Below are 12,567 nucleotides of genomic sequence, written 5' to 3'. Positions count from 1 at the left end.
CTCTATCCGAAGTGGACTCGCCCGCCGTCGACCACCGGGCCGCGTTCCGAGGTGATCCGCAGTCCGCCGCCGGACCAGCCTTCGACCCGCAATTCCTCGCCGGGGAACACCGGAGCGGCGAACCGGCCTTCCAGCGACGTCAGGTCCGCCGGGTGCGCGCCGACCTGCCGGGCGGCGACCAGCGCGCCCGCGCCGAGGGTGGCCAAACCGTGCAGGATCGGGCGCGGCTGGCCGATTCCGGCCGCCGCCGCGGGGTCGACGTGGATGTGGTGCCGGTCCCCGAGCAACCGGTAGAGCAGGGCTTGGTTGGCCGCGGTGGACAGTGGAACAGTCCAATCCGGACTGTCCAAAGCAGACGGACGCCCGGGGCCGCGTTCGCCGCCGAACCCGCCGATACCGGGGCAGAACAACGACCATGTCGCGACGAAGCAGTCCGATTCGACGGCCACGTCGTACACCGCGGCACTGCCTTTGTCCCATACCTCCGTGACCCGGGCCTGCATGGAAATCTCGCCCGCGAGCGGCAATGGCTTCAGAACTTGCAACCGTTGCGAACCGTGCACCGCGTTGCCGACCTCGAACGCACCGGCCGAGCCGAGGACGTCCGGGGCCCATTGGGCGAGTGTCAGCGCGAACGGCGGCAGCACCCGAAGCCGGTCCTCGAACACCAAGTCGAGTTCGTCCGGCCGGGCGCCGATGGCGAGTGCGTAGAGGATCGGATCACGGTCGGTATAGGCGACCGTGCGTTCGCCGAGGACCCGACCCTTCCAATCCGCGGGGCTGTTCACTGCGCTCCGTAAACCGGTTCGGGCGCGGGCGCTTCCTTCAGCAGTTCACGCACCGCCGGGCCGACTTCGCCGGCTGTCCAGCGACGGTCCAGTTCGCGGGACGGGCCGTGGCTCCAGCCGTTCTCCACGCAGATCCGGCCGCCCCCGACCTCGATCACGCGGCCGGTGACGTCCGCGGCCTCCTCGCTGGCGAGCCACGCGACGATCGGCGACACGTTGCCCGGGTGCATCGCGTCGAACCCGTCGTCCGGCGTGGCCATCTGCGCCGCGAACGGACCCTCGGTCATCCGGGTGCGCGCGGCCGGGGCCAGCGCGTTCACCGTGATGCCGTACCGGCCGAGTTCCGCCGCTCCGACCAGCGTCAACGCGGCGATCCCGGCTTTGGCGGCGCTGTAGCTGCCCTGGCCGATGCTGCCCTGCAGCCCCGCCCCGGAAGTGGTGTTGACGATCCGCGCCGCCCGCGTTCGCCCGGCTTTCGCCTCCGCGCGCCAGTAACCCGCAGCGTGGTGCATCAACGCGAAGTGCCCCTTGAGGTGGACCGCGACGACCGCGTCCCACTCCTGCTCGCTGGTGGTCACGATCATCCGGTCGCGCACGAAGCCCGCGTTGTTCACCACGATGTCCAGCCCGCCGAACGCGTCGACCGCCTGCCGCACCAACGCTTCCGCCGCCGCGAAGTCCGCGACGTCGGCGCCGTTGGCCACCGCTTCGCCGCCCAGCGCGCGGATCGCCTCGACCACTTCGCCGGCCGGACCGTCGGACGCGCCTTCGCCCGCACCCGACGTGCCGAGGTCGTTGACCACGACGCTCGCGCCCTGGCGGGCGAGCTCCAGCGCGTGCTCGCGGCCGAGCCCGCGGCCTGCCCCGGTCACGATCGCGACCCGGCCCTCCACAATCCCGCTCACATCATCTCCGTTTCGTCGACCGGCAGGCGAGGCAGTTCCCCGTAAACCAAGCAAGTGTTAGGCTACCAAGCAATCGCTAGGTTAGGAACGCACGTGACGATTTCCACGCAGCTCCACGACAACGGCACCTTCGTGGTCACCACGGACTACCCGCCGGTGAACGCCCTGCCGGTCGCCGGATGGTTCCGCCTCGCCGAAACGGTCCGGGAGGCCGGCGAGGACCCGGCGGTGCACGTCGTCCTGCTCAGGGCCGAGGGACGCGGCTTCAACGCGGGCGTCGACATCAAGGAAATGCAGCGCACCACCGGTTTCGACGCCCTCGTCGGCGCGAACCGCGGCTGTTACCTGGCCTTCAAGGCGATCTACGAATGCGCCGTCCCGGTGATCGCCGCGGTGAACGGCTTCTGCCTGGGCGGCGGCGTCGGCCTGGCCGGCAACTGCGACACGATCATCGCCGCCGACGACGCGTACTTCGGCGTCCCCGAGGTAGACCGCGGCGCGCTGGGCGCGGCCACGCACCTTGCCCGCCTGGTCCCCCAGCACCTGATGCGCACGCTGTACTTCACCAGCCGCACCATCGCGGCGAAAGACCTGGTCCAGCACGGCTCGGTACTGGAAACCGTGCCCGCCGCCGACCTGCACGACGCCGCACTCGCCCTCGCCGGCGAGGTAGCCGCGAAGGACCCGCGCGTCATCCGGGCCGCCAAAGCCGCGCTGAACGGCATCGACCCGATCGACGTCAACCGCAGCTACCGTTACGAACAGGGCTACACCTTCGAACTCAACCTCATCGGAGCCGCCGACGAACACCGCGACGCCTTCGTCGCCACCGGCCGCCCGCTGAACGACTGACCTGCCGAGGAGACCCGTGCCTCTCCGCACCCCGCTCACCGAACTCACCGGCGTAACCCACCCGATCGTGCAAACCGGCATGGGCTGGGTCGCCGGCCCGCGCCTGGTCTCCGCGACAGCCAACGCCGGCGCACTGGGCATCCTCGCCTCCGCGACGATGACCTACGACGAGNACGACGAGCTCGACCACGCCATCAAAGAAGTCAAACAACGCACGGACAAGCCCTTCGGCGTGAACCTCCGCGCCGACGCGGGCGACGCGGGCGAACGCGCGGAACTGCTGATCCGCCACGACGTCAAGGTGGCGTCTTTCGCTCTGGCTCCCCAAAAAGACCTGATCGCTCGGCTGAAGGACCACGGGCTGGTCGTAATGCCCACCGTCGGCGCCGCACGACATGCCGAAAAAGTCGCCTCGTGGGGCGCGGATCTGGTGATGATGCAGGGCGGCGAGGGCGGCGGCCACACCGGTCCGACCGCCACTACTCTGCTGCTGCCCGCCGTACTGGACGCAGTCGACATCCCGGTAGTCGCCGCCGGAGGCTTCTTCGACGGCCGTGGCCTGGCCGCCGCACTCTCCTACGGCGCCGCTGGGATCGGTATGGGCACACGCTTCTTGCTCACCAGCGACAGCGCAGTACCGGATGAAATCAAACGCACCTACCTGGGCTTCGGCCTGGACGGCACCGTCGTCACCACCAAGGCCGACGGCATGCCGCACCGCCTGCTGCGCACCCCGTTCATCGAGGGCCTCACGAAGGAAGGCTTCGTGCAGCGCATGGCCCGGACACTGCGTCGAACCCGAGACTTCAAGCGGTCGAGCGGCCAGTCCTGGCCGTCGCTCGTCGCCGACGGTGTGCGCATGAAACGCGGCAGCGACCGCTCGTGGACCCAAACGATGCTGGCCGCGAACACCCCCATGCTGCTCAAAGCCGGTCTGGTGGAGGGCGACACGCGAGCCGGGATGCTGGCGGCCGGACAGGTCGTCGGAGTGATCGAGGACTTGCCCAGCTGCGCGGAACTAGTGGCTCGGATCGCCGAAAGCGCACAGGAACGACTGAAAGCAACGGCCGCGATGCAGAATAGCGGATTGCCCCCGGACTCGCTCCAGGCATAGGTTCGCGACCATGGCAGAGACTCCCCGGCTCCCCGGCCTGACCCTCGCGGACGCCGACTGGCTGGTCGCCGCCGCGCTCGAAACCGGCGGCGAGCGGGGCTGGCCGCCGCTGGCGGTCGCGGTCCTCGACGTGAGCGGATCGGTGATCGCGTTGCGCCGGGCGGACGGCGGCATGCCGATGACCAGCCGGATCGCGGTGGCGAAGGCGCGCACCGCGCTGCTGTCGCTGCTGCCGTCCGGTCAGCTCCAGCTCCCGGGCCCGATCGTCGACAGCATTCAGCACCTGTACGGCGGCGACTTCGTCCCGTACGCCGGAGGTGTCCTGATCACCGACCACGACGTGGTCCTCGGCGCGGCCGGAGCTTCCGGCGCGCATGCGAAAGAGGACGAGGAAGCCGTCCAGACCGCCGCGGACCGGTGGCACGAGCACCGCGCGGGCTGAGCGCCCCGCGAATTCCGCTTTGCCGCCCGGCATGATCGCCTGCCCCGCTCCGGTCCGTACTGCTTCGCCACTGCCCCGCCGATGATTTTCGGCAAGGACGCGCCGCCGCCGGAAGTGATCGAGGTGCGCACCGGATCGCCTTTCGGGTTCGGGCTGATCAGGGGCGCGCTGCCGCCGTTCGATCCCTTCGCTGGACGCCGGAGAGCGACGTGGACGCGGCTGTCGAGGCGCTCGGCCGAACCTGTCGCGCGGCGAAGGCGCGGCTGACCGCGGTCCTGTCGAAGGACCGGTGCTCGCCGGGCCGCTCGACAAGGGACTGCTGCTCTGCCAGCCCGGCATTCCGGGCGATTTCGGTGACCACCACGCGGTCCGGCGTTGCCTCGCGGGACAAATACCTCCGTGCCCTACGCGCTGCGCAGGTCACTGCCCCGCAGCGGCGGGATGGCCGACCGGGTGCTCCGGCGCGGAGGTTCCGTCTGGCTCGCTGGGCGGGGCGGAAGCGAGGGAACGGCTCGCCGAACGGATCGAGGCCGGGTTACCGGCGGCGTCCGCGAGCACCTGGCGTACTTCGCGGTCCGGGCCGGTGCCCGGCGGCTCGCGAATGCCGCCGGTTGCCTGGCGTCGCTCGGTCTGGACGCGGCTGCCGCCATCGCCGCCGGCTGAGCGCGAACGGTCGGCGGTCCGCAGTATCCCGTGGTCGCCAAGGAAGCCAAAGCCACCGCGAAGGCACTGCGGCACCTGGCATCAGCTGCGCGCAACCCGCCGAAGAACTGTGCGCGACCGGCCTCGCGAGGGGTCAAAGCCGTTCCAGGACAGTCACGTTCGCCTGACCGCCGCCTTCGCACATTACCTGCAGCCCGTACCGCCCCCCGCTCCGCTCCAGTTCATGCACCAACGTAGTCATCAACCGTGCCCCGGTAGCACCGATCGGATGCCCCAGCGCGATCCCGCCGCCGTTCACGTTGACTTTCTCGTGCGGGACGCCGAGTTCCCGCATCCACGCCAGAACGACCGGCGCGAACGCTTCGTTGCACTCGAACAGGTCGATGTCGGCCACGGACATCCCGGTCTTCTCGAACGCCCGTTGAGTAGCTGGAATCGGGGCGGTCAGCATCCACACCGGATCCGCCCCGTAAACGCTGATGTGACGCACCCGCGCCCGCGGCGTCAAACCGTGCTCCCGGACTGCCTTCTCCGAAGCAATCAGCAACGCCCCCGCACCATCACTGATCTGCGAAGCCACCGCCGCCGTAATCGGACTGCCCTCTTCAAGAGGCTTGAGCCCGGCCATCTTCTCCGGAGTCGTGTCCCGGCGCGGACCTTCGTCCACGGAGAACTCGCCTACCGGTGAGATCTCCTGCGAGAACCGCCCGGCGTCGATGGCCGCCAACGCCCGCCGATGACTCTCCAACGCGAACTCCTCCAGCGCAGCCCGGGAAAGCCCCCACTTCTCCGCAATCATCCGCGCCGACCGAAACTGCGAAACCTCCTGATCCCCATACCGAGCCACCCACCCGGGCGACTCCGCGAAGGGCGTGCTGAACCCGAACTGCTGCCCCACCACCATGGCCGAAGAAATCGGAATAGCAGACATGTTCTGCACTCCCCCGGCCACGACCAGATCCGCTGTCCCCGACATCACTCCCTGCGCCGCGAAGTGCACCGCCTGCTGGCTGGACCCGCACTGCCGATCAACAGTCACCCCGGGCACATGGTCCGGCAGCCCGGCGACCAGCCAAGCAGTCCGGGCGACATCCCCCGCCTGCGACCCGATCGTGTCGCAACACCCGAACACGACATCGTCCACCGCACCGGGGTCAATCCCCGTCCGCTCGACAAGCGCGCGGATCGCATGCGCCCCCAGATCGGCGGAATGCACTCCGGCCAGCGAACCGCCGCGCCGTCCCACCGGAGTGCGAACCGCGTCCACCACATATGCCTCAGGCACGAAATCCTCCAGCAGGATCAGGGATGCTGACTGCTCACCGAGACGACTTCACCAGTGAGATAAGACGAATAAGCACTAGCGAGGAACACCATCACATTGGCGACTTCCCAGGGTTCCGCGGCCCGCCCGAACGCCTCGCGCCCCTTCAGTTCGGTCAGCAGCTCAGCGGTGGTGACCTTCTCCAGGAACGGATGCATCGCCAGGCTGGGCGACACCGCGTTGACCCGGATCCCGGACGGAGCCAGATCCATCGCCGCCGACCGGGTCAGCGCCATCACCCCGGCCTTGGCCNGGTCAGCGCCATCCCCCCGGCCTTGGCCGCCGCGTAATGCGCCTGCCCCTCCTGCGCCCGCCAGCCGATCACCGAAGCGTTGTTCACGATCACCCCGCGACAACCGCGAGCGATCATCCGCCGGGAAGCCGCCCGGATACACCGGAAAGTCCCGGTAAGCGTCACATCCAGCACCGACGACCACTGCTCGTCAGTCATCTCGGTGATCGAAGCCGTGCCCCCGAGCCCGGCGTTGTTCACCATCACCTCGACCCCGCCGAACGGCTCGGCAGCCTCCAGCAAGGCAGCGACCTGCTCCTCCCTGGTCACATCGCACACCACCGACGCGACCCGCCCGGCGCCGAACTCCGCCCCCAGGCCGGCAGCCGCCTCGGCAAGCCGCCGCTCATGGGCATCCCCGATCACGACCGCCCGGGCGCCCTCCTCCAGGCACCGCCGGGCAACCGCCGCGCCGATGCCCGCGCCCGCCGCGGCGGTCACGACGACCACGCGCTCGGCGAGCAACCCGTGCCCGGGCACGTAGTCGGGCGCGGGCTGTTCCGGTTCAACGCTCACGGTCGCGGCTCCCTGGGCAGGCCGAGCACGCGCTCGGCGATGATATTGCGCTGGATTTCGTCCGAGCCGCCGTAAATGGTGTCGGCCCGGCTGAACAAGAAGAGCGTCTGCTGCGCATCAAGGTCATAAGAGCCGGCGGCAGTCAACGCCGAACCCCCGCGGACCTCCATCGCCAGCTCCCCCAGCTCCCGATGCCACCGGGCCCACAACAGCTTCGAGACCGAAGCCTCCGGCCCCTGCGACCCGGCCTCGTACGCACTCAACGTCCGCAACGCGTGCACTCGCAGCACTTCGAGGCCGACAGCAGCCCGCGCCAGCCGATCCCGCACCACCGGATCGTCATAACGCCCGTTCGCTCGCGCAGCAGCGACAACGCCGGCCAGCTCCCGGGCAAACCCGACCTGCTGCCCGATCGTCGACACCCCGCGCTCGAACCCGAGCGTCGCCATCGCGACCCGCCACCCGTCCCCGGGCTCGCCCACGACCAGCGACTCCTCGGTCCGCGCCCCGTCGAAGAAGACCTCGTTGAACTCGCTGGTCCCGGTCAGCTGCCGGATCGGCCGCACCTCGACCCCGGGCTGATCCATCGGCACCAGCAGATAAGACAGCCCCGCGTGCCGCCGAGACCCCGGCTCGGTCCGCACCACCGCGAAACACCACTGCGCGTGCTGAGCGAGCGACGTCCAGATCTTCTGCCCGTCGATCACCCACTCGCCGCCCGCCGGCCGGGCCCGCGTCCGCACCCCGGCCAGATCCGACCCGGCGCCAGGCTCCGAATAGCCCTGGCACCACAGCTCGGTGACGCCGGCAATGCCCGGCAGGAACCGTCGCCGCTGCTCATCCGTGCCGTGCGCGATCAAGGTGGGCCCGAGCAGTTCTTCGCCGAGGTGATTCACCCGCGCCGGCGCGTTCGACCGCGCGTACTCCTCGTGGAAGATCACCTGCCGCAGCAGGCTCAGCCCGCGCCCGCCGTACTCGACCGGCCAGCCGAGGCACGTCCAGCCGTGCGCGGCCAGATGCTGGTTCCACGCCTGCCGCTCCCGCGGCGCCTCGTGCTCGCGCCCGGATCCGCCGAGGCCCTTCAGCGCGGCGAACTCGCCCGCGAGGTGGTCGCCGAGCCACTCGCGCACGCCGGCGCGGAACTGCTCGTCCTCGGGGGTGTAGCGAAGATCCACCCGTCCTCCTGGTCCGCCGGTGCCGGTCCGGCCACGCTACCAAACCAAGCACTTGTTTGGTAGCATCGCCGCCGAACCGAGAAGGAGTGATGCGCGTTGAGCGGAACCGAAGAAAGCACCGACGAGCAGGTCGTGACGTACGAGGTGCGCGGTCCGGTCGCGGTCGTCACGCTGAACCGGCCGCAGTACCGCAACGCCCAGAACTCGAAGATGACCTACGCGCTGGACGCCGCGTTCGCCAAGGCGGTGGACGATCCGGACGTCAAGGCGATCGTGCTGGCGGGCAACGGCAAGCACTTCTGCGCGGGGCACGACATCGGCACTCCGGGCCGCGACATCGACCAGAGCTTCGAGCGCAAAGCGGTCATCTGGTGGGACCACACCGACCGGGCGGGCGTCGATGCGCGGTTCGCCCGCGAGTCGGAGGTCTACCTCGGCATGTGCCGCCGGTGGCGGGAGATCCCCAAGCCGGTGATCGCGATGGTGCAGGGCGCGTGCATCGCGGGCGGCCTCATGCTCGCGTGGTCGTGCGACTTCGTCGTGGCCTCCGACGACGCGTTCTTCTCCGACCCGGTGGTGCGGATGGGCATCCCGGGCGTCGAGTACTTCGCGCATCCGTGGGTGATGAACCCGCGTGCGGCGAAGGAGTTCCTCTACACCGGAGACCGGTTCGGGGCCGGCCGCGCGCAGGCGCTCGGCATGGTCAACCACGTCGTGCCGCGCGCCGAGCTCGAAGAGGCGACGTTCGCCATCGCCGAGCGGATCGCGCAGATGCCGCAGCTGGGCCTCGCGCTCACGAAGAAGGCCGTCAACCAGGCTGAAGACCTGATGGGCATGCGGTCCGGAATGGACTCGGTGTTCGGCCTGCACCACGCCGCGCACGCGCACAACGCCGAACTGGACACCGACTCGCTCGCCGGGCTCGACGCGCGTTCCATGGCGAAGGCCAGCAAGCAGGCCGCGGGAGAGTCATGAGCCCGGAATTCACCGCCGCGGAAGAGGAGTTCCGAGCGGAGGCCCGTGCCTGGCTGGCGGAGAACAGCCCCGGCCCGCTGCCGTCGATGGACACCGAGGACGGTGCCCGCGCGCACCGCGAGTGGGAAGCGAAACTCGCCGAGGGCCGGTGGTCCGTGGTCGCCTGGCCCGCCGAATACGGCGGCCGGGACGCGACACTGACCGAGTGGGTGCTGTTCGAGGAGGAGTACTACCTCGCCGGTGCCCCGACCCGGATCGCGCAGAACGGCATCTCGCTGCTGGCCCCGATCATCTTCGAGCACGGCACCGGCGACCAGCGCCGGCGGCACCTTCCGCGCACCGCCGCCGGCACCCGGATCTGGGCGCAGGCCTGGTCCGAGCCGGAGGCGGGCAGCGACCTCGCCGGGATCCGCAGCACCGCCGTCCGCGACGACGAGCGCGGCGGCTGGATCCTGAGCGGTCAGAAGATCTGGAGCTCCCGTGCCCCGTTCGCGGACTGGGGGTTCGGCCTGTTCCGCTCCGATCCGGACGCCGAACGGCACCGCGGCCTCACCTACTTCCTGTTCCCGCTCGATTCGCACGGCGTCACCGTCCGGCCGATCGCCCAGCTCGACGGCGACTGCGGATTCGCCGAGATCTTCTTCGACGACGTCTTCGTGCCTGACCGGGATGTCCTCGGCGGGGTCGGCGACGGCTGGCGCGTCGCGATGAGCACGGCGGGCAACGAACGCGGCCTGTCGCTGCGTTCGCCGGGCCGGTTCCTCGCGGCGACGGGCCGGCTGCTGGACCTCTGGGCCGAGCGCGGAGCGGAAGCACCGCACCTGCGCGACCGCGTGGCCGACGCCTGGATCAAGGCCGAGGCCTACCGGCTCTACACCTGGGACACCGTCGACCACGTGCGCGGCGGCGGCGACGTCGGCGCGGCGGGCAGTGTCAACAAGCTCTTCTGGACCGGGCTCGACCTCGGCATCCAGGAAACCGCGCTGGACCTGCTCGGCGCGGGCCAGGAACTGCGCGGGCGCTGGAGCGAGGACTACCTGTTCGCCCTCGGCGGCCCGATCTACGCCGGCACCAACGAAATCCAGCGCAACATCGTCGCGGAACGGCTGCTCGGCCTCCCCCGCGGCGACCGCGGGAAGGCACGAGCATGAAGTTCCGGCTGTCCGCCGAACAGCGCGCGTTCGCCGGGGCGCTGGACGCCCTGCTGGGCGCGGCCGACGTCCCCGGCGTCAACCGGTCCTGGGCGGCCAGCCGGCCGGAACCCGGGCTGCTGCTGTGGAAACAGCTCGCCGAACTGGGCGTCGCCGCGCTCGGCGTGCCCGAGGAACACGGCGGCGTCGGCGGGACTCCGGTCGATCTCATAGTCGCATTCGGACGGCTCGGATACTACGGCGTGCCGGGTCCGGTGATCGAGTCGATCGCCGCCGCGCCTGCGCTGCTCACCGACGCTTCGCTGTTGTCCGCGCTGGCTTCCGGGGACGCGGTCGTGACCTTCGCGAGCGCGCCGGACACTCCGTACGCGCTGGATGCTGATGTCGCGACGGACGTCTTCGTGGTCGGCGATTCCCTGGCCCGGGCGGAAATCGGCCGCACGCTGCGGTCGGTCGATCCTTCCCGGCGCCTGTTCGAGGTGACCGCCGGTGCCGAGGTTCAGCCGCTTTCCCCGGAAAAACGGCAAAAAGCGCTCGATCTCGCCAGCCTCGCCTGCGCCGCGGAGCTGCTGGGCTGCGGCGAACGGATGCTGGCCGACACCGTCGCCTACCTTGGCCAGCGACGCCAGTTCGGCCGCGTGATCGGCGAATACCAAGCACTCAAGCACGCCGCCGCAGACGTCCGGGTAGCGCTCGACTTCGCCCGTCCGCTACTGCTCGGCGCCGCGCGCGAACCCAGCGCCCGCGCCATCTCGGCCGCGAAGGTGGCCACATCGGACGCGGCTCAGCTCGCCGCGCGCACCGGATTGCAGTTGCACGGCGCGATCGGCTACACGCTCGAATGCGACCTGAGCCTGTGGCTGTTGCGCGTCCGGGCGCTTGTGGGCTGCTGGGGCACCCCTGCCGTGCACCGCGCGCGGGTGCTGGAGAGCCTGATGAGGGGCCGCTGATGCACTTCGCGCTGACCGACGAGCAGCGGGAACTCGCCGCCGCCGTCCGCGGGCTGGTCACCCGGCGGGCCGCGAAGACCGATCTGCGGGCGGCGATCGGCTCGCCGTCCGGGTACGACACCGAACTGTGGTCCGCGTTGTGCGAGCAGATCGGCGTCGCGGCACTGGCCATCCCCGAGGAGTACGGCGGGGCCGGGTTCAGCCTGTTCGAGACACATGTCGTGCTGGAGGAACTGGGCGCGAGCCTGACCCCGTCACCGCTGCTGGGGTCGGGAGTGCTCGCCGCACAAGCATTACTGGCCGCGGACGCGCCGGAGTTGCTCCCCGGGATCGCGGGGGGCGAGGTCGTCGCGCTCGCGTGGGCGGATCGCGCCGGACGGCATCGAACCGACGGTTCGGACGTGGCCGCCTCAGCCGGAACCCTGAACGGCACCGCGACCCTGGTGCTGGACGGCGCGCAAGCGTCGCACCTGCTGGTGGTCGCGATGGCCGACGGACGCCCCGCGCTGTTCCAAGCCTCCGCGACGCCTGAAGCGACCCCGGCGGTCGACCAGACGCTGAGGTTCGCCAAGGTCGAATTCCGCGACACCCCGGCGACGCTGCTCGCCGCCGACTTCACCGAAACCCTCCCCCGGCTGCACGCCGTCGCCGCGATCGCTTGCACCGCGCTGCAAGTCGGCGGCGCGCAGTCCTGTTTGGACCGGACCGTCGCGCACCTGAAGGAACGCGAGCAGTTCGGCAGGCCGCTCGGTTCGTTCCAGGCGTTGAAACACCGGGTCGCGGACATGCTGGTGCAGGTCGAAACCGCGCGCTCGATCTCCTGGGCAGCCGGTTTCGCGGCCAGCAACGGCGACAACCTCGTCCAGCAGGCGGCCTGCGCGAAATCGTGGTGCAGCGAGGCGTTCACCGCCGTCGCGGCCGAAACCGTCCAGCTGCACGGCGGAATCGCGATCACCTGGGAACACGACGCCCAGCTGTACTTCAAACGCGCGCACGCGCTGGCGCACCTTTTCGGCGACGCCCGCGAACACCGGGCGCGGCTATGATCCACCACGTCGGAATCACCGTGCACGACCTCACCGCGTCGACGGAGTTCTACCGCGATCTGCTCGGCGGCGACGTCGAAGGCCCGTTCGAGCGCAGCGGCCCGCGGATCGGCGAAGTCACCGGATATCCCGGCGTGATCGTGCGCCAGAGCTTCGTGTCGGCCGACGACGGCGACACGGTGGTCGAGCTGCTGCAGTACGAAAACGGGTCGCCGACGCGGATCGACCCGGACCACGGGCGGGCGGGCGCCGCGCACGTCGCGATCACCGTCGCCGATCTGGACGCGACGCTGGAGCGGCTGCGCGGACGCGGGGTCGCCNGGGGTCGCCGCGATCTCGGAGCCGATCGTCACGAGCCATCCGATGGCGGGCTG

General features: G+C 70.3%; 12 protein-coding genes and 2 pseudogenes. 9 read left to right on the top strand and 5 right to left on the bottom strand.

What is annotated here, in order from left to right; translation table 11 throughout:
* Positions 1-2: 2 nt before the first annotated feature.
* Both A4R44_RS17990 and A4R44_RS17985 read right to left on the bottom strand, forming a co-directional pair.
* Positions 3-788 (bottom strand): MaoC/PaaZ C-terminal domain-containing protein, encoded by a 786-nt coding sequence (locus A4R44_RS17990; protein ID WP_067581557.1) that lies wholly within the window; start codon positions 786-788, stop codon positions 3-5.
* Complete coding sequence (locus A4R44_RS17985; RefSeq protein ID WP_067581554.1) at positions 785-1,693, bottom strand: SDR family oxidoreductase; 909 nt, start codon at positions 1,691-1,693, stop codon at positions 785-787. Before A4R44_RS17985 ends, A4R44_RS17990 begins: the two co-directional genes overlap by 4 nt.
* A 93-nt stretch (positions 1,694-1,786) precedes the next feature.
* Here A4R44_RS17985 and A4R44_RS17980 point away from each other — a divergent pair, with 93 nt between their 5' ends.
* The 4 genes from A4R44_RS17980 to A4R44_RS49075 all read left to right on the top strand — a co-directional run bounded on the left by A4R44_RS17980 (position 1,787) and on the right by A4R44_RS49075 (position 4,764).
* Positions 1,787-2,545 carry an enoyl-CoA hydratase family protein gene (locus A4R44_RS17980; protein ID WP_067581551.1) on the top strand — a complete coding sequence of 253 codons (759 nt, stop codon included), beginning with the start codon at positions 1,787-1,789 and terminating at the stop codon, positions 2,543-2,545.
* Between the two features lie 16 nt (positions 2,546-2,561).
* Positions 2,562-3,659 (top strand): nitronate monooxygenase family protein, encoded by a 1,098-nt coding sequence (locus A4R44_RS17975; RefSeq protein WP_067581548.1) that lies wholly within the window; start codon positions 2,562-2,564, stop codon positions 3,657-3,659.
* Positions 3,660-3,669: 10 nt separating this feature from the next.
* Complete coding sequence (locus A4R44_RS17970; RefSeq protein WP_067581545.1) at positions 3,670-4,101, top strand: heme-binding protein; 432 nt, start codon at positions 3,670-3,672, stop codon at positions 4,099-4,101.
* A 399-nt stretch (positions 4,102-4,500) separates the two neighbouring features.
* On the top strand, positions 4,501-4,764 hold the full coding sequence (locus tag A4R44_RS49075) for a hypothetical protein (RefSeq protein ID WP_198545336.1): 264 nt from the start codon (positions 4,501-4,503) through the stop codon (positions 4,762-4,764).
* Between the two features lie 133 nt (positions 4,765-4,897).
* Here the strand turns inward: A4R44_RS49075 and A4R44_RS17955 are convergent, their stop codons facing one another.
* The 3 genes and pseudogenes from A4R44_RS17955 to A4R44_RS17945 all read right to left on the bottom strand — a co-directional run bounded on the left by A4R44_RS17955 (position 4,898) and on the right by A4R44_RS17945 (position 8,071).
* Positions 4,898-6,049 (bottom strand): acetyl-CoA C-acetyltransferase, encoded by a 1,152-nt coding sequence (locus tag A4R44_RS17955; RefSeq protein WP_067581536.1) that lies wholly within the window; start codon positions 6,047-6,049, stop codon positions 4,898-4,900.
* 17 nt (positions 6,050-6,066) lie between these two features.
* Positions 6,067-6,896, bottom strand: a pseudogene (locus tag A4R44_RS17950) (SDR family oxidoreductase).
* Positions 6,893-8,071, bottom strand: coding sequence for an acyl-CoA dehydrogenase family protein (locus A4R44_RS17945; protein ID WP_067581533.1), 1,179 nt, complete (start codon positions 8,069-8,071; stop codon positions 6,893-6,895). Before A4R44_RS17945 ends, A4R44_RS17950 begins: the two are co-directional and overlap by 4 nt.
* A 96-nt stretch (positions 8,072-8,167) precedes the next feature.
* Between A4R44_RS17945 and A4R44_RS17940 the strand changes: the two genes are divergently transcribed.
* The 5 genes and pseudogenes from A4R44_RS17940 to A4R44_RS50410 form a co-directional block, all read left to right on the top strand.
* Positions 8,168-9,046 carry an enoyl-CoA hydratase gene (locus A4R44_RS17940; RefSeq protein ID WP_067581531.1) on the top strand — a complete coding sequence of 293 codons (879 nt, stop codon included), beginning with the start codon at positions 8,168-8,170 and terminating at the stop codon, positions 9,044-9,046.
* Positions 9,043-10,197 carry an acyl-CoA dehydrogenase family protein gene (locus A4R44_RS17935; protein WP_067581528.1) on the top strand — a complete coding sequence of 385 codons (1,155 nt, stop codon included), beginning with the start codon at positions 9,043-9,045 and terminating at the stop codon, positions 10,195-10,197. Before A4R44_RS17940 ends, A4R44_RS17935 begins: the two co-directional genes overlap by 4 nt.
* Positions 10,194-11,147, top strand: a complete 954-nt coding sequence (locus A4R44_RS17930; protein ID WP_067581525.1) for an acyl-CoA dehydrogenase family protein — start codon at positions 10,194-10,196, stop codon at positions 11,145-11,147. Before A4R44_RS17935 ends, A4R44_RS17930 begins: the two co-directional genes overlap by 4 nt.
* A complete protein-coding gene (locus A4R44_RS17925) occupies positions 11,147-12,193 on the top strand; it encodes an acyl-CoA dehydrogenase family protein (protein ID WP_067581522.1) in 1,047 nt (348 codons plus the stop codon). Before A4R44_RS17930 ends, A4R44_RS17925 begins: the two co-directional genes overlap by 1 nt.
* Positions 12,190-12,501: pseudogene (locus A4R44_RS50410) on the top strand (VOC family protein); the annotation flags it as partial. The gene A4R44_RS17925 and the pseudogene A4R44_RS50410, both read left to right, overlap by 4 nt.
* Positions 12,502-12,567: the final 66 nt, after the last annotated feature.

It is taken from the genome of Amycolatopsis sp. M39 (assembly GCF_001651785.1).
Lineage (GTDB): Bacteria > Actinomycetota > Actinomycetes > Mycobacteriales > Pseudonocardiaceae > Amycolatopsis > Amycolatopsis rubida.
This window is presented reverse-complemented; position numbering and strand designations above follow the sequence as displayed.

Coding starts and splice junctions, on each gene's coding strand:
- A4R44_RS17970 (WP_067581545.1), top strand. CDS start 3,670: ATGGCAGAGACTCCCCGGCTCCCCGGCCTGACCCTCGCGGACGCCGAC.
- A4R44_RS17935 (WP_067581528.1), top strand. CDS start 9,043: ATGAGCCCGGAATTCACCGCCGCGGAAGAGGAGTTCCGAGCGGAGGCC.
- A4R44_RS17930 (WP_067581525.1), top strand. CDS start 10,194: ATGAAGTTCCGGCTGTCCGCCGAACAGCGCGCGTTCGCCGGGGCGCTG.
- A4R44_RS17925 (WP_067581522.1), top strand. CDS start 11,147: ATGCACTTCGCGCTGACCGACGAGCAGCGGGAACTCGCCGCCGCCGTC.